Genomic DNA, 24,593 nt, shown 5'->3' with positions numbered 1-24,593 from the left:
CGACCGTTTAAGGAGGGCAATTATGTCCCACACTCTCACACACTCAGGACTCAGCGTAGACACACAACTCGCTGATTTTGTTAAAAGCCAATTACTCCCTGGCACTCACTTAAGTGAGCTGCAATTTTGGCAAAGCTTTGCACATATCGTTCAAACGCTTACCCCTATAAATAAGGCACTGCTTGAAAAGCGAGAGCTGCTTCAACAGCAAATAGATGACTATCATCTAGCTAATAAAACGTGGAATAGCGCCAAGTACCATGCCTTTTTACAAGATATTGGCTACTTGGTAAAAGAGCCTGCCAACTTTACAATTGAAACCCAAAATGTAGAGCCTGAAGTAGCCCTTACTGCAGGCCCTCAATTGGTTGTGCCTGTAAGTAACGCACGCTTTGCACTTAATGCCGCTAACGCGCGTTGGGGCTCGTTATACGACGCTTTATACGGTACTGATGTACTAAGCGAAGACGATGGAGCTGAAAAAGGCAATACCTACAATCCTGTTCGTGGTTTTAAAGTAATGGCCTACGCTCGCCAGTTTTTAGATAAAGCATTGCCGTTGACCAATGGCTCGCATATAGAAAGCACGAATTACTCAGTAGTAGATGGCGCACTTTTAATTACCTTGCGTGATAGCTCTCAAACCACATTAGCTAATCCATCTCAGCTTATTGGCTATCAAGGAGAAGCGCAAAATCCAACTGTAGTGTTATTAAAAAACAATGGCTTACATATAGAGCTACATATCGATCATCACCACATTATTGGCCAAGCTGATAAAGCAGGATTAAAAGATGTAGTGCTAGAGGCCGCGCTTACCACCATTATGGATTGTGAAGATTCAGTAGCTGCGGTAGATGCAGAAGATAAAGTACAAGTTTATAAAAATTGGCTTGGGTTGATGCAAGGTAACTTAGTTGAATCGTTTAAAAAAGGCGATAAAACTGTAGAGCGTACTCTGCAAAGTGATAAAACATACACCGCACTTGATGGTGGCACAGTTACTTTAAAAGGCCGTAGCATGATGTTTGTAAGAAACGTTGGCCATTTAATGACGAACCCTGCTATTACCGATGTGTACAATCAACCGGTATTTGAAGGCATTATGGATGCGATGTTTACTGCGACCGCAGCCCTGCACGACCTAAATAAAAAAACAGGTATAAAAAATTCAAGCGCGCAAAGTATTAATATAGTAAAACCAAAAATGCACGGCCCTGAAGAGGTAGCGTTTACTAACACTTTATTTAGCTTAGTAGAGGAAGCGCTAAGCTTACCTAAAAACACGCTTAAAATGGGTATTATGGATGAAGAACGCCGCACTTCTGTAAACCTAAAAGCCTGTATTTGTGCAGCTAAAGAGCGTGTTGTATTTATAAATACTGGATTTTTAGACCGTACCGGCGATGAAATTCATACCTCTATGCAAGCGGGCGTTGTACTTCCAAAAGCACAGATTAAACAGCAACCATGGATACAAGCTTACGAGGATCGCAATGTCGATATTGGCCTTGCTTGTGGCTTGAGTCATAAAGCACAAATAGGTAAAGGCATGTGGCCAATGCCAGATAAAATGGCATTAATGATGGAGCAAAAACAAGCTCACCCTAAATCAGGCGCTAATACAGCATGGGTGCCCTCCCCTACAGCCGCTACCCTGCATGCAATGCATTATCACGATATAAACGTATTTACTGAGCAGCAAAGTATTGCTAAACGTACTATTGCTAGCCTTAATGACCTGCTTACACCGCCGCTAATGGCAGACCCTAAAACGCTCTCAAAAGAAGATATTCAAAGTGAGCTAGAAAACAACGCACAAGGTATTTTAGGTTACGTTGTACGTTGGATTGATCAAGGAGTAGGCTGTTCAAAAGTACCTGACATTAACCATATTGGGCTAATGGAAGACAGAGCAACACTGCGTATTTCAAGCCAGCATATGGCTAATTGGTTGCTAAATGGCGTGTGCTCACAGGCGCAAATAAAATCAACCATGGCTAAAATGGCCAAAGTGGTTGATGGTCAAAACGAGCATGACACTGCCTATACACCCATGGCAACAGACGAAGAAACCCTTAATAACAGCATTGCGTTTCAAGCCGCTACTGCATTAGTTTTAGATGGCGTAACACAGCCTAGTGGTTACACTGAACCATTACTGCATAGCTACCGTATTAAATACAAAGCACAACATTGTTAATCACTCCAAATTTTTAACACGTGCTTGAGTTGTTTTTTGAGTCAAACCAGCCTTCGGGCTGGTTTTTTATCGCCTAGAATTAAAATAGCAGCGCTTTTATGGCATTTTAAAAATATATATTCAAATAAGCATAATACACATGAATATCTAACATTTATTCAAACGTAAAAAAGCGTGTTTTGCATACACAAAACACGCTTTTTAAAGCTTTTAACCGTTTACGTTTAATTTTTTACAATCGCATTGTGATAAATATTTTGTACATCGTCACAATCTTCAAGCATATTTATAAACTTATCGAAGTTAGCGATAACTTCTTCGTCTTCAATTTCAATATTAACTTGAGGAATAAACGTAATTTCATCTACTTCAAAGTTAATGCCTTCAAATGCGTCTTCAAGGGCTGTTTTAGCTTTAAAGTATTCTGTTGGCGGTGCAAATACCGATATTTTACCGTCCTCGGCTTCAACGTCGGTTACATCAACATCAGCCATCATTAATGCTTCTAATACGACCTCATCGTCATCGCCTGCAAAGCCAAGTACCGCATAATGATCAAACATATGCGCTACACAGCCAGGAGTACCAATTTTTGAGTCTGTTTTAGTAAATGGCAAACGTACATCTTTGATAGTACGGTTCGGATTATCGGTCAAACAGTCAACAATAACCATGCAATTACCAGGGCCATAGCCTTCGTAACGGGCAACTGAATAGTCTTCCCCTGCTCCACCGGCTGCTTTCTCAATTGCTTTTTCAATAACGTGTGCGGGAACTTGGTCTTTTTTAGCTTTTTCGATTAGGCGGCGTAATGTTTGATTTACTTCGGGATCGGGTTCACCACTTTTTGCTGCAACGTAAATCTCTTTACCATACCTTGAGTTTATTTTCGTTTTAGCATTAGCCGTTTTGATCATAGAACTTTGACGAACTACAAATGCTCTGCCCATTTTGTGCCTCTAATGAATACGTTACGTTTTGCAGTATTTTACCAATTCAAAACGTATTGGGCTAGTTTTGTAATTTAAATAGTGTACTACTTATTACTAATTAAATTAAGTAACACGCTATTTAACATAACTCTAATTTTCTGAGTAATTATCAATTAATCCAACTAGCTCATAAAAGTCATGTAAAACGTAGTCAGCTTGATCTGCATAACCAGGAGTTACATCAGGAGCATATAAACAAGCACGCATATCTGCGTTGTGTGCAGCTTGTATGTCATATAAGTAATCACCAACGTAGAGCAAATTAGCAGAACTAATATCCCAAAGCGTAGCAATTGCATTTAATGCACTTGGATCTGGTTTTGCGGGTGCGTCGCTTCGCGTTAAAACCGTGCTGATAGGTAATGGATTATTCTGAAGTTTTATTGATGCTGCTTTATCAAAGTTTCGAGTAACTATAGCCATTGGAATTTTTTTAGCTTTTAACTGTGCAATAGCTTCGCTAACACCTGGTAATAACGTGGCATGTTGAGCATCGAGTAACTCATGCTGATGCACAATATTCATAGCTTCTTCACGCATGTAAGGTGATGGGAGTTGCGCTATAAAATCGAGTAAGTCCTGCTCACAAGGACAGCCTATTTGTGCTTTTATAAGCGAAAAATCTAATTCAGACGATACCAATGTGCCATCTAAATCAAAAATAACACCATGAATAGCCTCTACCTGAGTCGTCATATCATTCCTTGGGTGTAATAATAATTAACTAAACGTACTTTAAACATAAAATGCTCTACTACTTATGCCCAAATTATGGGGAAATAACATCAACTATATTTAAATTAATAATGCGTAAACACATCAATCAACTGATAATAAAGAAAAAATAAAAACTTAGTAATTACCTTTAGATTGCGCGAAACAAGGTAAATATACAATACAATTTGATTAATTTTACGGTACTTTACATAGTACAGATCAATTATGAATGTATCTTAAACAAAAGAAGAGAATACGCGCACATTAATTACAGTGCGCGTAGATTGGGAAAGGTTTATTCAAATAATAATTAATTTTGCTCGAAGCGGGCTTCAAGCCATGTATCATCTTGGGCAAAGTTTAAGGTTTTAATCCTACCTTTCCCCTCAACATTAACCATATTCACCTGAGTTGGCCATAAATCACGTAGTGCACCATTACTCATTTTAATCCCTTCAATCCCTTTTGGTATAGGTGCTTCTTGGTAAACCCAAAAAAACTTTCCATCAACTTGTGCACCTACAAAGCTAAGCGGTATAGATTCACCACTTAGCGTTTGTAGCGCAACGTGCGATTCAACATACTTAGCAAAACGTTGTTGATCGGTTTTATTACTAATAATATCGATTTTGCCTTCAAATAATGTTCCTACGGCATGTTCGGTATCATGTAAATAAAAGCGATGCATTAACTCAACATTATGCGTTCGTTTGTTAAAAAGCACCGTTGTAACTGACGATTTTAGTTGATGCGCTATACTTGGCGCAGCAACTAAAAGGCAAACAATAATAAGCAAAAAGCGCATTATTGCTGCTCCTCACCGTCATCCTTTTCGTCTTTTTTCTCATCACTTTTAAGCTCAGTTTTAATATCTTGCATGATATCGCGACTCACTTTAGCTTTACTCTTTTCCTTTTTAAACACTTCAATACGTGAAGGAATAATACGGCGAGGGTAATTGTTGTTTTCAACATCTACATCAGCTGTTTCCCAACCTGGATCGACAGTCACTGATACAAGCGGCTTGTTTTTATCGGTAACAATCAGCTTTTGAACGTTTTTATAATTACGACGCCAAATTTCAGCAGGAATATAACGCTCTTCGGTTGTGCCATCTTCATATGTTAGCTCAAGTAATATAGGCATTACCAAACCACCTAGGTTTGAAAATTCCATTACATAATAGTTTTTATCTTCTTCTAAAGCGCGCTCAAGCGTTTTACGCTCCCACGGCTCTAAGCCTTTTAAAAACTTATTGTACGAGTTACGTTCTTTATTGGTTACAGTAAAGCGGTCGTTTTCGTCATAAAAGTCGGTAACATCAGGGTTTTGCTCAACCCATGTTTTTTTACCTTCGGCGCGGTTACGCTCAACAAATAATGACGTAGGCTTATCTGCTTCAATATCACGTAAACGGCTGTAATCAATATCAGGGTTTTTAGTGTCTAAACGTAGTTGATATACTTTATCTAAAGAGATATCAACATGGTCTGTGGTGTAAAACCAGCCACGCCAAAACCAATCTAAATCAACACCAGAGGCTTCTTCCATTGTGCGGAAAAAATCAGCTGGGGTAGGGCGCTTGTATTTCCAGCGCTGAGCATACTCTTTAAATGCAAAGTCGAATAAGTCACGGCCTAAAATCACTTCACGTAAAATATTAAGGGCTGCGGCAGGTTTAGTATAAGCATTAGGGCCTAAACGTAATACACTGTCTGACTGAGTCATAACAGGTACTTGGTTTTCAGACTTCATATAGCTCACTATATCGCGAGGCTCAACACCCCAAGGAATAGTAGGATCCCATTCACGACCAGCAACACCATCTAAAAAGCTGTTTAAGCCTTCATCCATCCACGTCCATTGGCGCTCATCCGAATTTACAATCATCGGAAAGTAAATATGGCCAACTTCATGAATAACTACGCCAAGTAAAAAGCGCTTTTCAGCTTGAGAATAAGTACGAGTACCATCATCTTGTAACTTAGTACGTGGACCGTTAAAGGTGATCATTGGGTATTCCATACCACCAACGGGGCCATTAACCGACTGTGCAGTTGGGTACGGGTAATCAAAAGAATACTTAGAGTACACTTCCATTGTGTGTACAACCGCTTCAGTTGAGTACTTTTTCCATAAGTCACCACCTTCTTTAGGGAAGAACGACATTGCCATAACTAAAGGCTGAACGTCACCACCTTGTTGATAACCTTTTGCATCCCACATAAACTTACGAGAAGACGCCCAAGCAAAGTCGCGTACGTTTTGCGCTTTAAAGTGCCACGTTTTAGTTTTGTCGGTGCCTTCTTTTTCGTTTTCTAGCGCTTCTTCTGCGTTAACAATAAACACAGGACGCTTAGATGTTTCAGCTTGCTTTAAACGTTTGCGCTGCGTACTTGTTAGTACTTTGCTCGCGTTATCAAGCTTACCTGTTGCCGATACAATGTGATCAGCAGGAACAGTAATCTCAACATCGTAATCACCAAACTCAAGCGTAAACTCACCAGAACCTAAAAATGCCTTGTTTGTCCATGCTTCGTAATCGGTATAAGCGGCTAAGCGAGGGAACCACTGAGCAATTAAGAATATGTCGTTGCCGTCTTCTTCAAAATGCTCGTAACCAGAACGTGCACCTACAGCATCTTCTTCAACAATGTTGAAGGCGAAGTTCATGCTAAATTCTACTTCTTTACCTGGTTTTAATGGCTCGTTTAAATCAACGCGCATTAAAGTATCAACAACAGTTACGCGCAGCTCTTTGCCGTCTTCGTCTTTAACACCACTAATAGTGTAACCAAGTTCGTTGTCGCTCATAAATTGCTGACGACGTAGCTCACCTAAACTTAATTTAGCAGGCTTTTGAGCTGGTAGGCTTTTTAAAGTGCTTTTAAATGTTTTTGTTGTTTCGGCAATAGAGTCACTTTTAAAAATATTTTGATCTAGCTGTAACCACAAATATTTAAGCGTATGTGGTGAGTTATTTTTATATTCAATACTTTGGCTACCCGTAATACGGTGCTTTTTTTCATCTAGCTTTACATCAATATCGTAATTAACACGTTGCTGCCAGTATTTTTCTCCTGGTTCGCCAGCCGCACTACGGTAAACATTTGGTGTTGGCAGAGCTTCGTCTAATTGACGAAACTTATCAACATAAGAACCTTTTGTTTGCTCAACTGAAGACGCCATAACAACACTCGACATTGCCAGTGGCAATACAAAAGCGCTCAGCGTAAGACCTATTTTTTTCATTGTTAGTCCTGATAAATTTTAGTAAGGGTACTTTGACAAAATAACAGCTTAGCTTCAATAAATTAGCGATAAAGTGCAGCTTTTATAAGGTGGTATTCACTAACGTTTTACAGCTTTTTATTATGTATAAAACTATGACTAAAATAAACGGGAGCAAAACTGTAAAGGGGGTTTACAAAAAACACAATTACTTAGTATTAAAACAGGAACAAACAACTCAATTTATAGAGTTCATCCCTAATTCATTACAACAAACTACAGTGTAGGTATATTTGTTAACTTACATTAACTTCAAATTACATTAGTAAAAACGGAGACTGCTATGAAATTTTATATTGTTAAAAAAGATCAGCAGCTCGAAGCTATTCCAGCTGAAGAAGAATTGCTTGAAAGTTACCAAAATAATAACTACAAATACGTAAATATAGTGTCGGCATGTAACAAACAGGATGCGCTAAAAAGGTTCCCATCCATACAAAAAAGTAATAAGAAACGCATTATTATTGGCGTAAATATTGCTGCAATCTCAATAATATTGGCTATTTATACGATAAATTAAAAATAGTTAATATTTTTATTGATCTTTAATGCTGTTTGTATTTAAAATCGCCCACCCTTTTATTTGAGGCAAATAAATTCGTCACATTTATCCTCAAATAAATATAGATTAGTAGCAATAAATGCGGTGGACTCATGGATTTTTATATCCTAAAAAAACAACAAGAACTAATTGCTATCCCGGCAAATGAGAACAACTGTAAACAGTATCTCGATTCTGGTTATTTTTACATTGATAAAGTAGCAGCATGTAACGAAGTTAATGCTTTAAAAGTGCTACAAACTAAGCAAACTAAAACACTAAAGTACCCACTAATTATGGCATTGCTAGCATTACCGATTATTTTTGTAGGCTGGTATAGTTTAACCTAATCTTAAAATGGTCCTTAGGCTTGCATCTTTAACTGCCTTGGGTATATTGGCGCTCTTACTGGTTTTTTAAGAGCGTGACATGAAAGTCCTCCACACCTCAGATTGGCACCTTGGCCAACAATTTTACGAACACGACCGCCGTGTTGAACATCAAGCCTTTTTTACATGGTTATTAGCCACTCTTGTTGAACAACAAATAGACTTACTTTTAGTTGCTGGCGATATTTATCATACCGCAACTCCAAGCGCTAGCGCCGAAAATCAGCTTTACCAATTTATTAAAGACGCCAAAAAGGCATCCCCACAATTACACATAGTCATTATTGCGGGTAATCACGACTCTGCGAATCGTATTTTGGCAGCTCAGCCATTACTAGCGCAATTTGATACACACGTAGTAGGGCGCTTTGATGTCGCAATACCCGATGAAACGGTTATTACCATAAATACCAATGGTAAACGCGCTGTAATCGTCGCTATGCCATTTTTACGTGCAAGCGATGTAAGTTTACTTAGCCAAACTGAAAGCGGTCCTAGTTATTCTCAAGGCGTTGCAAAAGCTTACGAGCTTGCACTAGAACACGCTACTAATATAAACGAGCAAAACTCACCATTAATAGTTATGGGGCATTTACACGCAAAAGGCGGGGATATCTCAAGTGATTCTGAGCGTAACTTAGTAATAGGTGGTGAGGAGTCTATTTCAGCCAATGTATTTGGTAAACAAGCCAACTATGTTGCCCTTGGGCATTTACACAAAGCGCAACAAGTCGCTAAAAGCGATATTATTCGCTACAGCGGCACACCTATCCCTATGTCGTTTTCAGAGCGTAACTACACGCACCAAGTAAACGTTGTTGAGTTTATTATTGATGAAAAACAACACATTAGTACAACTGTAAACCCCCTTTACATTCCGCGCTCTGCCGATGTAATTATTTTACCAAAAGGGGAGTGTGTACCATTGAGCGAACTATGCGAGCAAATTAAAGCGCTCGACACTGCACAAAATACAATAGCGCCTTATTTACGTGTAAAGCTTAAATCAAGCGATATCGACACCACCTTCAGAGAACAAATAGAACAAGCACTTGAAGGCAAACATATTAAATTTTGTGGTATTGAACGTGTACGTGAACAATCAGCGCAAAATGACAATAACACCGTATTTGAAGATTTAAGCGAAGTTGAAATGCTCAACCCACTAAACCTATTAGAACAAGCATTTGCAAACGATAAAGACATGGCAGGGCAAAGCGTACCCGATGAGCTAAAAGCACTTTTAAGTGACGTGATAAACGAGCTTACGGAGCAAGAAAAACTATGAAAATAACCGCAGTTCGTATTCATAATTTAGCCTCAATAGTTGACGCTGAAATAGACTTTACTAAAGCCCCATTAAAAGATGCAGGCTTATTTGCGATAACAGGCGATACCGGCGCTGGTAAAAGTACTTTTTTAGATGCGATATGTTTAGCCCTTTATACAAAAACAGCGAGGCTACGCGGCGATAAAGGTAACTTAATTGAGTTTAATGGCGACAGCATAAAGCTCAATGACGCGCGTAATTTACTGCGCAGAGGTACCTGGGAAGGCTACGCCGAGGTTGACTTTTTAGGACAAGATAAACAGCTTTATCGCGCGCGCTATACAATTTCACGCACTCATAAAAAAGTAACAGGCAAACTTAAAGTAGCAGAGCACACATTAGTTACCCTGCCAGACGAAACTTTAATAGCTGACAAAAGCCACACAATAAAAGAAGTTGAGAGCAAAATAGGGCTTAACTTTGAGCAGTTCTCCCGTGCCGTACTTTTAGCACAACATGAGTTTGCTGCATTTTTAAAAGCCACTGGCGATGAGCGAGCGCAGCTTTTAGAGTGTTTAACAGGCACCGATAAATTTAGCCGTATTGGCGTGCGTATTTTTGAGCGCCATAAAGAGCAAGTAGCAAAGCTTGAAGCGCTTAAAGCAGGCCTTCAAAGCTATACTCTGTTAACGCGCGATGAACTTGAGCTACAACAAACCAAGTTAACCGATTTAAAAGTGCAAACAGAACACACTAAAAAAGAGCTATCCAAAACCGAAAAAGCACTTAACTGGTATCAGCAAGCTACAGTGCTTGAGCAAAACTTACTGCAAGCACAGCAAACCCAGCAACAAGCAAGCTCAGCGCTTGAAAGTATCGTTGAGCAAAGCGAGCAGGCAAAACAAGCTAAACAAGCGCTTGAAATAAAAGATAACCGCAGCCGTTTTAATTTGTTAACCGATCAAAATACGGCGTTGGTTCAGCAAATAACATCACTTAAAAGTGTTGATCATTTAGCGGTAATTAACGAGCGTAATACCGCGCTTGCTAAGCATACCGAGCTACTTAATAACGCCAATGAGCAAAAACAAAATGCAGCGCCTATTATAGCTAAAGCGAGAGAGCTCGACAGCAGCATTGCTTTGCAAACTCAAGCTGTAAAAGGCACAGAGTCGCAAATAACCAAAGAGCAATCTCAATTAGATGAGTTCACACAGCAGCTTAAACAAAGCAATAACGAACTTGAATTTGCTAATACCGACTCAACTAAAGGCCAGCAATGGCTTAATGAGCATGCACAGCTGCATGTTTTAGCAAAAGACTGGAGCTACTATCAGCAAAGCTTCAATACCTACTTAAATGCACAGCAGCAATTAACCGCAAACGCTGCGCAAAGCCAAACTCTTAATAGCGAGCTTGCAGGTCAGAACGATCTTTTAAATGCGCAAAATAATAAAGTGCAGCAGTGCGAGGTGGCACTTAGTGGTGAGCAATCAACTTTACAGGCATTAAATACTCAGCTTAATGAATTTAATGCAGAGCACTGCGACGCGCAGTTAAAAAGTATTGATTACTTAAAAGAGCAGCGCGAGCGTTACGGGCAATTTAACGCAGAACTAAAACAAAGCACTCAACGCCAACAAGTACTTAATCAGCAGTTAAATGAAAGCCAGCAAGCCCATACTTTACTTAATCAGCATTTAATAACCAGCGAGCAAGCGCTTAAAGGTAGCGAGTACGCACTTAACCAAGCGCGCTTAAGAGCCAGCGAAAACGTAGAACATTTACGCACTGAGCTTCGCCCTAATGAGCCTTGTTTAGTGTGCGGTGCAACTGAGCACCCTGCGGTAAATCAAAATCAGCAATTAAATAACTTAATTACTGATTTTGAAAATGCTTTTAATATAGCTAAAAAGCAATTTGACCATGCACAAAGCGAGCTGCATAAGCATCAAACTCAACATGCCGTATTAACTGCTGAACACGGACAACTTGAGCAAATAATACAAACAGCAAAAGCCAAACAGCTCGACATTAAAAATACCATGCAAGGCGCACGCACAGAGCTTAACGACTTAACGCCTGAACAGCTTGAAGTAACTTATAAGCAATTAAACGATCAGAAAGCGCAATACTTTGAGCAACAAAAACGTCAACGTACACTGCAAACTAAAGTAAATGAGCTACAAGCAGCACTTAAAGCAGAGCAGCAAGTACAGCAGCAACTGAGTAATAAACACCTTGAGCTTACACACCAGCAAAACCAGTTAACGAGTAAGCATAGCGAGCTAAGTACGCAAATTAACGAGCTTGGTACAACGCTCAATAGCCAATTTGAAAACAGTGATTTTTGGCAACAACTTCAAGCCAATACACTTGAACTTAGCGAGCTGCACGAGCAGGTTACGCAGTACCAGCACACTCAAACGCAACTTGAGCAAAGCCAAAAATGCCAACACACAGCTAATGAGCAAATAAAGCAGCTTACCCCGCTTGTAAGCAAAAGCGAGCAATCGTTAAAAGTACTTAATGAAGAGTTTGTAAAAGCTAAAGCGCTATTAAACGCGGTACAAAGTGAGCGCTCAGCTTTATTTAATAATGAGCAAATAAGCGCAGACGACTACCAAGCAAAACTCACAAGTGAGCAAGAGCAAAAACAATCGCAGGTTCAAGCGAGCCAAAAAGCCTATGACGACGCTATAAAACAACGAGATGAGCACGCTATAACGCTTAAAAATGTGGAGCAACGCTTACTTGAAAACAGCCAAGAACTAGCAACACTTGAGGCACGTTATAACCAGTGGTTTACTGACTTTAAAGCGCAATATAGCAATGCAACGCACGAACAGGTCAAAATTTTACTAACGCTAAGTAGCGATACTATTAAAGCGCATTTAAATCAGCACGAGCAGTTAACTCAAGCGTTAACAGATGCAAACGCCGCATTAAAACAGCAGCAACTTACGCTTGAAAAACACAACAGTAGCGATAAACCAACGCAAAGTGCAGAGGCTTTAAGTACGCAATTAAGCAGCTTACACGAGCAACAAACGCAGCTGCAAAATTCATTACTAGCAACTAATACCGCTATTGAGCAACACAACCAAAACGCAAAGGCGCTTGAAGGTAAGCAAGTTGAGTTAACTACGCTTAAAACACAGGTAAAGCAGTGGCACTTGCTTAATAAAGTATTGGGCGATGCAACGGGTAAAACCATGCGTAACTTAGCGCAAACACAAACGTTAAAAATATTACTGCACTATGCCAACAGCCATTTAAAAACACTCAACAAACGTTACGAATTAACCGCCATAGCGCAAACGCTTGATATTGCGATTATTGACCGCGACATGGCCGACGAGCAACGCTCTGTAAATACGCTCTCGGGCGGTGAGTCATTTTTAGTATCGCTAGCGCTTGCACTTGGTTTAGCATCGCTTTCATCTAACAAAGTACAAATCAATTCTTTGTTTATTGACGAAGGGTTTGGTACGTTAGACAGCGAAACCCTAAGCATTGCAATGGACGCTTTGGATTCTTTGCAAGCACAAGGCAGAAAAGTAGGCGTTATATCGCACGTAACACAAATGAGCGAGCGTGTGGCCACTCAAGTGCATGTAGCCAAAAAGCCAGGTGGATATTCCACAGTTGAAGTTTTATAAGCAACATTACTGAAAACAAGGAGATACAATGCCAACGTTTACAGGCGAGCAAGCAACACAATACGATAGCCGCATAACCCGTGTAGTTCCTGGTTATGAATTATTACATCAGCTCACTAATGCGCAACTACAAGCAACGCTAAGCGACAATGCACATATTTTGGTAGTAGGGGCAGGCACAGGCAAAGAAGTGCTTGCACTGGCTGCACTAAACCCTACATGGCAATTTACTGCGCAAGATACATCAGCCGATATGCTTGCTATCGCACAGCAGCAATTTGATGAGCAAGGCATAACAAGCCGCGTAGATGTACATAATGGCCCAGTTGATAAGTTATCGGTTAAAGCCGATGCCGTTTTATGTTTATTAGTAATGCATTTTTTACAAGATAACGGCGATAAAAAAGAGTTATTAAAAGCAATTAAAGGAAGGCTTAAAAAAGACGCAAACCTTTATATTGCGGATTTAATGCGCCCCGAAACTTCATTTGAGCGCGAAGCCCAGCTTACAACGTGCGCGCAATTGGGTTTAACCGAAACCGGTAAAACACAAACAGGGCATGACTTAGAAAATGAGTTTTACCCGCTTGATAGAATGCGCTTTAGCGAACTGCTAAATGAGTGCAAATTTGGCATTCCGAAGCTGTATTTTAAAGCCCTAGGTTTTAGCGGATACGTTGTTTAGTTTGTACAAAACCAAACTCGCTATTAAGAACTATTAAACACCGAGTAAACTAGCTCGGTGTTTTTGTACAAATTTCACTACGACCTAGCACCGCGTTTGTGGGCAAAATATACAGTGAAATAGCGATTCAAAGTTAATAATAACCTGTAAAGTAAGCTCAGCCTTGCCTACAAAGGCAATCTCAATTAAAAGTTCAACTGTCTAAAATCGAACACACCCAATTTGTGAAGCCTATTTAGGTTACTTTTTAAAATGGTTTGGTATAAGCTCAAATACTCTATCTTTATTTTATCAAAGGATCGTTATGAAGTTTGAGCAATTATTAAATAATTTTGATATGGGTATCTGTGTCGAACAACTACAAAAAGAATCACTTTTAGACCTTGCTTTACTTTTTGTTACCGTGGATGGTTCTATCGCTGATGAAGAGCTAAATGTTGTTGAAGCATGGGCACATAAGATCGAGTGGAACTCAGCCATTGAGCTTGATAATTATATTGTAGATATGACCAGAAAATGTGTTTTAGCCGTGCAGAGCGGTGAAATAGATTCATTTATTCAACATCGGATGACACATATTATTGATCAACCAATGAGGGTATTTGTATTAGAACTTCTCAAACAAGTGATTGAAGCTGATGGCATTACCGATGAAAACGAGCTTAAAGCATTAAAAATTGTTGAATCGATAGTTTAATCAATCTTAATTATCAAAAAATCTCTCAGAGGCTGGGCTAAGTTCATAACCTCAGTTATGAGTGATTTAGTCATTAACATTCAAACTTCTCATAAAAAATAAGTTTTAATGATTAAAATCTGCAACCACTTCACACTCTAACTTATTATGGTTGTAGAATTAAATCGAATCTAATTACATTAAATAGCTTCAAATGTTACAGGCCGAATAGCAAACTATTCGGCCTGTAACATGTATCAATTAAGCTTGGTTTCTGGCCTACAATGCTTAATATGTGTTTTATGCCTAAGTACCCTTTTACACGTTTTATTTGTATTAGTAGGGCTTTCAACAGTACTATTTACACCACTTACTGGCACGCTACTGCAGCCAGAAAGAGCGATAGAAATTAATATTAATATCAGTACATGACTTTTCATTAGGTTACTCTCAATAACAGGCTACTAATTAGGCTTTATGCGTCTACAAAAATAACTTCACCAGTAATGAAGCCATCAACCGAGCGCTCAAACGCTTTACCTACAAGTTTGCCTGGTACTGGCTGAAAACCTGGCATCATTTCGCCGTAAACGCCCCATGCTTCTTCAAGTACGGTAGGGTTTACCACATTAATACGTGTGCCTCGTGGCATTTCTAGTGATACGCATTTTGCAAAGGTATCTATTGCGCCGCTGGTTGTTGCATCAGCAATCGCAAACGGAATCGGCTTAACGTTTAAAATACCGCTAATTAAAGTAAATGAACCGCCATCAGCAATGTACTTTTGACCAATGCGTACAAGGTTAATTTGCCCCATCATTTTGCTCATAATAGTGCTCATCCACTGGGCTTCGCTCATATCTGCAAATGTTTCGTACTCGCATAAACCTACGGTATTAACTACGGCATCAAAATGGCCTACTTTTTCATACAGCTCAGTAATTGACTGCTCACTGGTAATATCAACAATATGATCAACATCGCCAGAGCGACCCGCCGTAATTACTTTGTGCTTAGTTAAACCAGTTAATGCCGCTTGACCCATTTTACCTCGTGCGCCTATTAAAATTACTGTTTTCATTGTTTGCTCCAATCATTCAAATTAGTGTGTAGGGGCATAGTAAGGGGGCAGCTCAACAATTTGAAACAACCATTTTATGTAAGTGATACAAGAAAATTTGGTAATATGTTAAATTAAGCACCACTGCTTAAACGGTAAAGACAATTGCATGAACAAATTAGACAGGTTAGATATAAAACAACTACGTATATTTCAAGCGCTAATACGTGAAAAAAACGCATCAAAGGCGGCAAGTAAATTGGGCTTAACCCAGCAAGCAGTGAGTGAGCAACTTAAAAAGCTACGTGATGTGTTTAACGATCAGTTGTTTTTAAGAAAAACTACCGGTTTTGTGCCTACGCCATATGCTGAGGAGCTATCGGTAGATATAGACAAATTACTAAACGATTTCCAGACATTACTGGCCCCTAAAATATTTGACCCACAAACGGTTAATGGTGCGTTTGTAATAGCCGCTACAGACTACGCACAACAAGTTGTTTTGCCTACACTTGTAAAAGAGCTAAGAGAACATGCGCCCAATTTAAAGCTAATAATAAGAGACTTTGAACTCGATAGTCTGCACGATTTAATGGAAAGCGGTAAAGTCGATTTAGCGATAGCTTTCCCCGACTACATTCCAAGTACTTACCCCATTGTTAAGCTATTTGAAGAGCAACATATTTGCGTTACCTCACCTAACTCATCAATAGCAGGGACTAAACCAACGCTTGCACAAATAGCCAGTTACCCAAGCATTATTGCCTCGCCTTCGCGTCCAAATTTTAAAGGCTCTATTGACGATTGGTTTAAAAGCTTTGATTTAACACGCAATGTTGTTGTGTCGGCACCGTGTTTTTCTATTGTACCAATGTATCTAGAAACTACAGACTCCATCGCATTTTTACCCTCACGCGCAGTAAGCTCAGAGCTGGTAAAAATTGATTTACAACAGTTACCAGCCCCGTTTGACGTAATAGCCGCATGGCATCCGCGTTACAGTAAAAATCCACTGCATAAATGGGTGGTATCAAAGCTGGTTGTTGAGTGATACAAAAACTATTATTTGTAATAAAAATAAAGCGGATATTAGACAATTTAATAAAAATTTTAAGCCATGAGCATCATGAAATGTAGGTCGGTTAAGCGAAGCACCACCCGACGCTCCAATATCCACATCAATCAGATTGTTGCTGTGCCAGCAATTCTAACCAATCTCTCTAAGTGCTTTCATCGCGGCCTGTGCTTTGTCTGTTTGTACAAAAATATGGTCATGATAAAACGCAGCTACCACATTAGCGCTAATGCCATGCTCAGTCAGCTTTGCAGATACCGCAGCGGTTAAACCGACTGCCTCTAAGCTTGAATGTACATTAAGAGTAATTAAATTATATTTACCCTCGTAAGTAATACCTGCTTTATCGGCAGTTTCAGCTTTTAAAATAAGGGTTAGCCCTTCCTCTTCAACATAAGTGGCAAGTGGCTCTAAATGAACATAATCAGCCAATTTACCTGCTAAGCAGCAAAATATGTATTCACCTTGTTTTAGTTCTGGCTGCATTGATTTTAATAATTCGTTTAACTCTAAAATTCCGGCCATGGTCGTTCCCTACAATGTGTTATTTAACCTGAACTCTGGTTAAGAAAGTTACTAACGTATTGAATCATAATGATATTTAAATTTATTTCTCTAGCCAGAGATTTTCAGTGAAAGCAAGGCGAATTTACGCGTCAATAGCTGGCCTATTGCAAGTAAATTCAACACAGTTAGCGCTGAAAATAGCTGCTTGAGATAGATTTATTATCCAGAGTTTAGGTTATTTAGTCATTTTTAGCTGCGCGACTAGCTCGCTTAATCTCGCAATTTTTATATTACTTAGCTGCCTGTAATCAAAATACGGGCAAACAATAATGTTGTTACTGGTATCGATTGCAAACTCGTCGTCGAGCCAATCAAATTGTGCATGTAACTTACCTTGTTGTAATAAGTTTTTAGCGTGCGTACGCCCTGCAATTATGTGTAACTGGTTTTTATTGCTAGTAGCTTTATCTGCACACGTAATAGTAATGTTGGGCGCGCTAAATAGCAGGGCGGTTTTACTGTTTTTTTGCAGTAAAAACTCATCGCGATATTGTTGCCAAGTAGAGGCTTGTTTGGCAAATGAGTAATGCTCACTTGGCAGGGCAAATAGCACTTTTGCGTACACGTTAAACACTTTGCACCAACCATTACCGCAGTGCTGGTTTATGGTATTTATTTGCTCATTTATAACCGGCTCTAGGCATTCAAGTGTTTCAAAAAACGGCATTGGCGGCGCTTTTGCTACGTATACCGCCACGCTAAATTGCGTATCACCTAAGCCAACTAATTGGGTATTCAAGTTAGTTAGCCTTGTTTTGTGCTAAAATACGGTCGAGGTTATTTGCAAAGTTTTGGCGATCGGTTTGGCTAAGTGGCGGTGGCCCACCACTCATTTCTACGCCACTTGAGCGCATGGTATCCATAAAGTCGCGCACGTTAAGTATTGAGCGGATATTCTCGGTGGTATAAAGCTCGCCACGCGGGTTGAGTGCTTGCCCGCCGTTATCAATTACTTCACTTGCTAGCGGAATATCGCCAGTAATAACTAAATCGCCTTTTTCAATACGTTTTACTATTTCGTCGTCGGCTACATCAAACCCCGACGATACTTGAACGCGGCTTATGTATTTTGACGGCGGAATACGCATTGCGTGATTAGCCACTAAAATAGTCTCGATTTTCATACGCTCTGCAGCTCTAAAAAGTATTTCTTTTATAACAACAGGACACGCGTCTGCATCTACCCAAATTTTCATGCTATGGTCATTTTTATTGCTTTAGAATTAATATGATCCTATAGCAAATTTTTTTAATCGGCTAGCAAACTTTATACTCATCTATATTTAGATAATACGTACTATTTATGTAATTTAAAAAGGAGCTTACATGAAGGCTATTAAATACGGTTTACTTATTACGGGGTTGTTTTTTCTTAGTGCCTGCACCAGCCCTCCTGAGGGAATAACACCTGTTAAAAACTTTGATATACAAAAATATAAAGGCAAGTGGTTTGAAATAGCGCGTCTTAATCACTCATTCGAAGAAGGTATGGAGCAAGTTACCGCGACTTATTCAATTAACGACGACGGCACAGTAAAGGTCCTTAACAAAGGGTATTTAACGGATGATAAAAAATGGGATAACGCCGAAGGCTTAGCCAAGTTTGTTGAAGGCACTGACACCGGACATTTTAAAGTCTCGTTTTTTGGTCCATTTTATGGGGCTTACGTGATTTTTGAGCTTGACCAACCCGATTATCAATATGCATTTATAACCAGTTACAACAAAGATTACTTGTGGTTTCTGTCGCGTACGCCAACGGTTAGCAAAGAGCTTAAAGAACACTTTTTAACTAAAGCTAAAGAGTTGGGCTTTGCTACCGATGAAATAATTTGGGTTAAGCAATAAACAATGTAAAGCCCCTTTACAGTAGTAATAAAAGAGTCATCTAACTGTAAAGTAACTTAAATATATTATGGTTATATTGTGTGTACTTGTCGTGAGACAGCAAGTATTAGAAACACTGAATATCCCCTATTGTTGGCAAGCTATATAGCTTGCCATTTTTTTTGCCTAGGGCGTGTTGATCTTTGTGGATTGAAATCTGTTCAATCTAGGGGCGATTAAATCGCAGCGCGAGGTTTGTAACCTAGTGGGCTAAGTAAAAACCGAGCAACAAAGAGTTAATCGTCCCTAGAAAGAACCCTTTGGGCAGCGCATGTTTGGTATTTATGCTGCGTTATCGCCTATTTATGGGGAATAACCACACTACATAGGCTCTGCCTTGCCTAAATACCAAACAGTCTGCTGCAAATTCACCCACCAAAGATCAACACGCCCTAATATATAGGAAAATAACGGATCACGTTTTTACTAACTAAGGCTAGTTTAATGCTAAAAACAACCCACTTAGTACAATTAACACGCTATTTAAAACACTAAACCACTTTACGTAGCCTACTAAAAAATTATAAAAAACCATTATAATTAAAGCACTTAGGCTCATAAACCCGCAAAATAGTAATGCTCCATATCCATCTTGAGTAACTATACAAAGCACCAAGCTTAGTAAAATACTGATCCAAGCAGCTAATAGCAGCTTTTTACGTTGGGATTCTGTAGGGCGTTTTTTAAATACGTCTTTAAAATGATTATACTTAGCCAGCGCAAAACAGTTAAAACTGAGCAGGCATAGGCTAAAACCGAGTAAATCAATCATGGTTTTTGCCTTTTAAGGTTATTAGATTGACTAGGGCTGATTGTTTTTGAGTTGCTTTTAGCAGTACGTAATTTTTCGGTTTGTATAAAAAACAATATACTAAATAACAAAAACAGTGCATCAAAAGTAAATAAAGCCCACTGTTTGTGCATCAAATAGCTAACTATATTACCGTTAGTTGTAAGTGCATTAATAACCGGTACGCTTAAACATGCAACAGCATTTATAGCTGCCATAACTCGCCATTGCAGTGTGTCGCGCTTTATAAGTGCTAAAAGAGCAATCGCTAGCCATGTTAAAAAGAACGCGAGTATTTCTTTATCGGCGCGCTCTGCGGTAGTTGGGCTAAGTAGTCTGTTAGCAATAAAAAATGCACACGTTGCCAGTGGAAGTCCCATAATAGTGGCTAGGTTTAACCCTTCAACTAGTTTTAAACCAAACGAAGGTTTAACGTTATTTTTAGTTCGCTCGCGAATTCGCTTAGCCCACATAATACAGCCAGAGCCAATCATTACACAGCCTGCAATACCGCCTAATACGTATAACCAGCGCAACAACCACGTAGCTAAACGCCCTGTATGCATAGAATTAAGCGATTCGTAAAGCGCTTTGCTGCTAGTTAGCTCGTCATCAGTTTTAGCGACCATTTGCCCTGTAGCACCACTAAATATTAAGCGTGGTGCTTGGTCACGTAGTGTTTTACCTGCACTTATCAATACGGTAATTGTTGAAGCTGCCATATTTGGTTGGTTAACTTGTACGCGAGTAATATCTGCATGAGGCCACTTAGTATAAACCTGATCCAAAATACGTTGTATTGGCACCATTGGCAATTCGCCTTGGGCTTTATCGGTCATGGTGTTGCGAGGGGTTACATCGTTAAAAAAGCCACGTATGCCGTTATCGTAAGTTACTTTTGCAGGGTAGGGAAACAACATAAATATGAGCGTAATCATGCCAGTGTAGGTAATCATTAAATGAAAAGGCAGGGCTAGCACAGAGCTTAAGTTATGGGCATCTAACCACGTACGGCTACCTTTGTTACGCCTAAAGCTAAACATATCTTTAAAAATACGCTTATGAATAACCACGCCCGATATAATGGCAATCAGCATAAAAAAGCTAGCAAAGCATACAATCCAGCGTGCTGTTATTGCATCCATGTAATGTAAATCATAGTGCAACCGATAAAAAAAGTTACCACCTTTAGTATCTACAAAGGGCTCAAGCTCTTGCATGGTATTAGGGTTAAGCTGCGTGTTTTCAAACTTACTGCGGCGCTGACCTGGTTCTTTTGGCTTTGCATAACCATAAATTAAATAAGGAATACGCGGCTCAGGTAATGTAATACGCCAGCTTGATGAGTTAGCCCCATGGTTAGCTAAGTAATCAAATCCGGTAATTATTTGTTGTTTTTGCGCTTCTATACGCTGTGTTTGGGCTTGCACATTATGTATGGCTGGTTGATTCCACAACGTTATTTCGTCTCTAAAGAAGCTAAGAGTCCCTGCAAAAAATATTAAATATAATAACCAACAAACGAGTAACCCTACCCACGTATGTAGCCAGGTCATTGAGCGGAAAAAACTGTCTTTCATAGCCAACCCTTCAATACAGCTAATAAACAAATTTGCGCACTAGTCGTTAGTAAAATACTGATCCAAACTGTTTTTAATGATTTAATATAAAACGCATAAATAAAAACTAATGCATAAATTAGAATACTTAATGATACACACAGCAGTACCGCATCTGATTTGGTCAGCGGTAATAAAAAACTCAGCAAAGCGGTACTCGCAGCCGTAAAAGAATAGCCGCCAACAATGGCAATTAAAAAGCGTAAAAACACTGAAAAACGATAGCTAAAAATAGGTGATAGTTTAAAAAATTGCGATAACAACTCAATAACGCGTAGTTTAGTGGGCTGCGCACTCAGAGGGTGTGCCTGCATAATGAATTAATCTCTTATAAATACAGCGGGTGAAAAAATAAAGCATTATTATATAGCCTACAAATACAAAAGATAGTTATTATCATTCGTGATATTTAAGTTTGTCCAACCAAAAAATTTATTACTCACCTGCTCTCTGATAAAGTAATTTTTTAACATATTGAACCATAATGATATTTAAACTCACCGCAGTTAACGTTGAAAGTAACTGCTTGAGATAGATTTATTATCCAATAATTCAGGCTACTTAGTAAAATAGCGATCTCAAATAACATCAGTATATTTGATTAGCAACTAACTAAGGTTTAAGGTTGTTTATTAAACTTTAATAAGAGCTTTAATAACGATGAGCGATCACGAAAAACTAAATTATGTCGAGTTACCTGCTTATGATTTACCTGCTACTAAAACCTTTTTTAGCAATGTATTTAATTGGCAATTTACAGACTACGGCCCCGAATACATGGCGTTTAGTGGCCAAGGGCTTGATGGTGGCTTTTTTAATGCGCCGCTTAAATCGCTAACTCAAAACGGTGCTGCGCTATTGGTTTTTTATAGTAACGACATTCACGCCACGTATAAAAAAGTACAACTCCATGGTGGCACAATATTAAAACCTATTTTTGAATTTCCGGGTGGTTGCCGGTTTCATTTTGCAGAGCCGAGCGGCAATGAATTTGCTGTATGGGCAGAGAAACATTAGGTTTTAAAGGGCCTGTAGAGCGAATGAGCTTAAAGATCACGATTTTACTAACTAACGCTCGTTTTAATTAAAATAAACCGATTTTTTACCAACTCATTTATCCTAAATGGCCATTTAGGATAAATATTAAGCATTTAAGGCCAAGTAGACATGAATAGTCACCAATTAATAGAGCAAGTTAGTAAATGCGTGATCTGTGAACCTGATTTACCTTTAGGGGCTCGCCCTGTTATACAATTTAACCCAAACGCACGTATTTTAATTGCAGGCCAAGCACCTGGAATAAAAGTTCACGAAACAGGCGTGCCATTTAACGATGCAAGCGGTAATCGCCTACGAGAATGGCTTGGGCTAACAAAAGATGAATTTTACGATGCCAATAATATAGCCATTTTACCTATGGGCTTTTGTTATCCTGGTAGGGGGAAGTCGGGTGATTTACCACCTCGAAAAGAATGCGCACCTACATGGCGCGAGCAATTATTGGCTGCACTACCAAATATTGAGCTGACAATAGTGCTTGGTAAATACGCACAGGCGTATCACTTACCGGACACTAAAAAAACGCCACTTACGGAGTTAGTAAAATCGTGGCGTGAGTATTGGCCAAACTATTTAGTGCTTCCTCATCCCAGTCCGCGCAATAATATATGGCTTAAAAAGAATCCATGGTTTGAGCAAGATGTACTTCCAGAACTAGATAAGCACGTTGCTGCTATTTTAAATAAGTAATACTTCTAGTTATTGTAAAGGGGCGTTATACCAATCCGCAATAATACTTAATCATTTTGCGGGGCTAAACGTGTCGCTACCTGTGTTAAAAAATTCTCATTTACGACTGCATGGATGCAGAAGGTAGAGCAATGCAGGAGCAATTGCCGAGAACAACTAAATAGCGAATTTTTTGCCTAGCTATCAACACGTTTTTACATCCTCAAAATAGATCACTTAATTAAGCGAATTGGTATACAGTTAACTTAAAAATTAACACTCTAATTAAAAACAATAACAAACGAGGTTACCTAATTTGAATGCATCTATATTAACTGAAGTAATACTTCCGCTCGCCCTTGCACTTATTATGTTTGGCATGGGACTTGGGCTCACTACAAACGACTTTACCCGGTTATTTAAAAGCCCACTCGCCATCGTTATGGGTTTAATTGGCCAACTTGTAGCAATGCCTTTATTGGCATTAGGCCTATGCTATTTACTTAACTTATCAACACCTATAGCCATTGGTTTAATGATATTAGCCGCTTGTCCCGGCGGCACCATGTCAAATGTAGTAAGCCAGCTCGCTAAAGCTAACTTAGCACTTTCGGTAAGCTTAACAGCCGCTTCCACCGCTATTAGTATAATAACAACACCGTTTATTATCGGCTTTGCTATGAGCCAGTTTGCGCCAGCAGATAACGCTAGTTTTTCTATTTTGACGACATCACTTGGGTTGTTTTTTATTACCTTAGTGCCTGTTGCTGTAGGTATTTGGTTACGCCATTTTAAAAATGATTTTGCTATTAAAACAGAACCGTTTTTTAGACGCTTTTCATTGTTTTTTATGCTCATTATGATTGCCGCATTGGTAATAAAAGAGCGCGCTTTATTAGTTAGCTCATTTAACGATGTATTTTGGGCATGTATAGCACTGAATATAGGCTCGATGATTGTAGGTTGGTTAATTGCTAAGTGTTCAAAATTAAATTTAACCGATTCACTAACGCTTTCTATTGAGGTTGGGATTCAAAATGCATCACTGGCTATTTTAATTGCGATTAGTTTTTTAAATAAACCAGAATACGCAGTTACTGGCGGTATTTATGGCCTGGCAATGTTTATAGGGCCGCTGCTGTTAATTGGCGATTAAAGCTTAAAAACAAACGCACAATGTAGTTATAGCTAAAAAGCAGGGCTTATTATTGCTTGTGTAAGCTCTGTTTATTCTTAGAATTTACTTTACACGGACACATTTCACTCTCCAAGCTTGGACCTGTTAACCTTTGCGGATTAAAGTTTACTCTATCTAGGGATTATTTAATCACGAGACTCGGTAACTGCTCCTGCGTCATGATCATATCCTTTACAACATCCATATAGGCAACAGGTCGCCCCCAAGGACGCTCCCAAAGAGCAGCCGCATATTTGACATTTA

Annotated in this window: 22 protein-coding genes and 1 pseudogene; 12 read left to right on the top strand and 11 right to left on the bottom strand. The window is 39.2% G+C overall.

From position 1 onward, the window contains the following. Window positions 1-22 precede the first annotated feature (22 nt). Entirely contained in the window at window positions 23-2,203 is a 2,181-nt protein-coding gene (locus NRL14_RS03285; protein WP_306723996.1) for a malate synthase G, read from the top strand. Between the two features lie 224 nt (window positions 2,204-2,427). Here NRL14_RS03285 and NRL14_RS03280 read toward each other — a convergent pair whose 3' ends face one another. The 4 genes from NRL14_RS03280 to NRL14_RS03265 all read right to left on the bottom strand — a co-directional run bounded on the left by NRL14_RS03280 (window position 2,428) and on the right by NRL14_RS03265 (window position 7,164). Next, window positions 2,428-3,153 carry a YebC/PmpR family DNA-binding transcriptional regulator gene (locus NRL14_RS03280; protein ID WP_007376676.1) on the bottom strand — a complete coding sequence of 242 codons (726 nt, stop codon included), beginning with the start codon at window positions 3,151-3,153 and terminating at the stop codon, window positions 2,428-2,430. Between the two features lie 132 nt (window positions 3,154-3,285). After that, window positions 3,286-3,891 carry an HAD family hydrolase gene (locus tag NRL14_RS03275; RefSeq protein ID WP_007376677.1) on the bottom strand — a complete coding sequence of 202 codons (606 nt, stop codon included), beginning with the start codon at window positions 3,889-3,891 and terminating at the stop codon, window positions 3,286-3,288. A gap of 331 nt (window positions 3,892-4,222) precedes the next feature. Continuing rightward, window positions 4,223-4,717: a DUF6702 family protein gene (locus NRL14_RS03270; protein WP_007376678.1), complete on the bottom strand. Its 495-nt coding sequence runs from the start codon at window positions 4,715-4,717 to the stop codon at window positions 4,223-4,225. Continuing rightward, window positions 4,717-7,164: a M1 family metallopeptidase gene (locus NRL14_RS03265; protein ID WP_033041155.1), complete on the bottom strand. Its 2,448-nt coding sequence runs from the start codon at window positions 7,162-7,164 to the stop codon at window positions 4,717-4,719. Before NRL14_RS03265 ends, NRL14_RS03270 begins: the two co-directional genes overlap by 1 nt. Before the next feature lie 322 nt (window positions 7,165-7,486). Here NRL14_RS03265 and NRL14_RS03260 point away from each other — a divergent pair, with 322 nt between their 5' ends. The 6 genes from NRL14_RS03260 (at window position 7,487) to NRL14_RS03235 (ending at window position 14,447) form a co-directional block, all read left to right on the top strand. After that, window positions 7,487-7,723 (top strand): hypothetical protein, encoded by a 237-nt coding sequence (locus tag NRL14_RS03260; protein ID WP_033041157.1) that lies wholly within the window; start codon window positions 7,487-7,489, stop codon window positions 7,721-7,723. Window positions 7,724-7,857: 134 nt separating this feature from the next. Continuing rightward, window positions 7,858-8,094: a hypothetical protein gene (locus tag NRL14_RS03255; protein WP_007376681.1), complete on the top strand. Its 237-nt coding sequence runs from the start codon at window positions 7,858-7,860 to the stop codon at window positions 8,092-8,094. Window positions 8,095-8,173: 79 nt separating this feature from the next. Further along, window positions 8,174-9,421 carry an exonuclease SbcCD subunit D C-terminal domain-containing protein gene (locus NRL14_RS03250; protein ID WP_306723995.1) on the top strand — a complete coding sequence of 416 codons (1,248 nt, stop codon included), beginning with the start codon at window positions 8,174-8,176 and terminating at the stop codon, window positions 9,419-9,421. After that, entirely contained in the window at window positions 9,418-13,065 is a 3,648-nt protein-coding gene (locus NRL14_RS03245; RefSeq protein ID WP_306723994.1) for an AAA family ATPase, read from the top strand. The genes NRL14_RS03250 and NRL14_RS03245 overlap by 4 nt, the downstream gene beginning before the upstream one ends. A 28-nt stretch (window positions 13,066-13,093) precedes the next feature. Continuing rightward, on the top strand, window positions 13,094-13,750 hold the full coding sequence (locus NRL14_RS03240; protein WP_306723993.1) for a class I SAM-dependent methyltransferase: 657 nt from the start codon (window positions 13,094-13,096) through the stop codon (window positions 13,748-13,750). A gap of 304 nt (window positions 13,751-14,054) precedes the next feature. Further along, the gene (locus NRL14_RS03235) at window positions 14,055-14,447 is read left to right on the top strand and encodes a hypothetical protein (protein WP_007376685.1); all 393 of its coding nucleotides are present in this window, start codon (window positions 14,055-14,057) and stop codon (window positions 14,445-14,447) included. A 454-nt stretch (window positions 14,448-14,901) separates the two neighbouring features. On the opposite strand, the gene NRL14_RS03230 is transcribed toward NRL14_RS03235, so the two are convergent. After that, entirely contained in the window at window positions 14,902-15,507 is a 606-nt protein-coding gene (locus NRL14_RS03230) for a short chain dehydrogenase (protein ID WP_149606732.1), read from the bottom strand. A 148-nt stretch (window positions 15,508-15,655) separates the two neighbouring features. Here NRL14_RS03230 and NRL14_RS03225 point away from each other — a divergent pair, with 148 nt between their 5' ends. After that, window positions 15,656-16,537, top strand: a complete 882-nt coding sequence (locus NRL14_RS03225; RefSeq protein ID WP_306723992.1) for a LysR family transcriptional regulator — start codon at window positions 15,656-15,658, stop codon at window positions 16,535-16,537. A gap of 156 nt (window positions 16,538-16,693) precedes the next feature. Here NRL14_RS03225 and NRL14_RS03220 read toward each other — a convergent pair whose 3' ends face one another. The 3 genes from NRL14_RS03220 to NRL14_RS03210 form a co-directional block, all read right to left on the bottom strand. Then, entirely contained in the window at window positions 16,694-17,086 is a 393-nt protein-coding gene (locus NRL14_RS03220; protein ID WP_306723991.1) for an ACT domain-containing protein, read from the bottom strand. A 217-nt stretch (window positions 17,087-17,303) separates the two neighbouring features. Further along, on the bottom strand, window positions 17,304-17,867 hold the full coding sequence (locus NRL14_RS03215) for a hypothetical protein (protein WP_306723990.1): 564 nt from the start codon (window positions 17,865-17,867) through the stop codon (window positions 17,304-17,306). Between the two features lies 1 nt (window position 17,868). Next, the gene (locus tag NRL14_RS03210; protein WP_007376692.1) at window positions 17,869-18,324 is read right to left on the bottom strand and encodes a YaiI/YqxD family protein; all 456 of its coding nucleotides are present in this window, start codon (window positions 18,322-18,324) and stop codon (window positions 17,869-17,871) included. Between the two features lie 130 nt (window positions 18,325-18,454). Between NRL14_RS03210 and NRL14_RS03205 the strand changes: the two genes are divergently transcribed. Beyond that, entirely contained in the window at window positions 18,455-18,976 is a 522-nt protein-coding gene (locus tag NRL14_RS03205; protein ID WP_306723989.1) for a lipocalin family protein, read from the top strand. Between the two features lie 475 nt (window positions 18,977-19,451). Here NRL14_RS03205 and NRL14_RS03200 read toward each other — a convergent pair whose 3' ends face one another. The 3 genes from NRL14_RS03200 to NRL14_RS03190 are packed head-to-tail and all read right to left on the bottom strand — an operon-like array spanning window position 19,452 to window position 21,738. Next, on the bottom strand, window positions 19,452-19,787 hold the full coding sequence (locus NRL14_RS03200; RefSeq protein ID WP_306723988.1) for a DUF3325 domain-containing protein: 336 nt from the start codon (window positions 19,785-19,787) through the stop codon (window positions 19,452-19,454). After that, the gene (locus tag NRL14_RS03195; RefSeq protein WP_306723987.1) at window positions 19,784-21,385 is read right to left on the bottom strand and encodes a PepSY domain-containing protein; all 1,602 of its coding nucleotides are present in this window, start codon (window positions 21,383-21,385) and stop codon (window positions 19,784-19,786) included. Before NRL14_RS03195 ends, NRL14_RS03200 begins: the two co-directional genes overlap by 4 nt. Then, window positions 21,382-21,738: a hypothetical protein gene (locus NRL14_RS03190; RefSeq protein WP_007376696.1), complete on the bottom strand. Its 357-nt coding sequence runs from the start codon at window positions 21,736-21,738 to the stop codon at window positions 21,382-21,384. The genes NRL14_RS03195 and NRL14_RS03190 overlap by 4 nt, the downstream gene beginning before the upstream one ends. A 346-nt stretch (window positions 21,739-22,084) precedes the next feature. Between NRL14_RS03190 and NRL14_RS03185 the strand changes: the two genes are divergently transcribed. The 3 genes and pseudogenes from NRL14_RS03185 (at window position 22,085) to NRL14_RS03175 (ending at window position 24,334) form a co-directional block, all read left to right on the top strand. Then, the gene (locus NRL14_RS03185) at window positions 22,085-22,441 is read left to right on the top strand and encodes a VOC family protein (RefSeq protein ID WP_306723986.1); all 357 of its coding nucleotides are present in this window, start codon (window positions 22,085-22,087) and stop codon (window positions 22,439-22,441) included. 150 nt (window positions 22,442-22,591) lie between these two features. Then, on the top strand, window positions 22,592-23,173 hold the full coding sequence (locus NRL14_RS03180; protein WP_306723985.1) for a uracil-DNA glycosylase family protein: 582 nt from the start codon (window positions 22,592-22,594) through the stop codon (window positions 23,171-23,173). Window positions 23,174-23,468: 295 nt separating this feature from the next. After that, window positions 23,469-24,334, top strand: a pseudogene (locus tag NRL14_RS03175) (bile acid:sodium symporter family protein). Window positions 24,335-24,593 lie beyond the last annotated feature (259 nt).

The organism is Pseudoalteromonas sp. 20-92, from assembly GCF_030847595.1.
Taxonomy (GTDB): Bacteria; Pseudomonadota; Gammaproteobacteria; order Enterobacterales; family Alteromonadaceae; genus Pseudoalteromonas; species Pseudoalteromonas fuliginea.
This window is presented reverse-complemented; position numbering and strand designations above follow the sequence as displayed.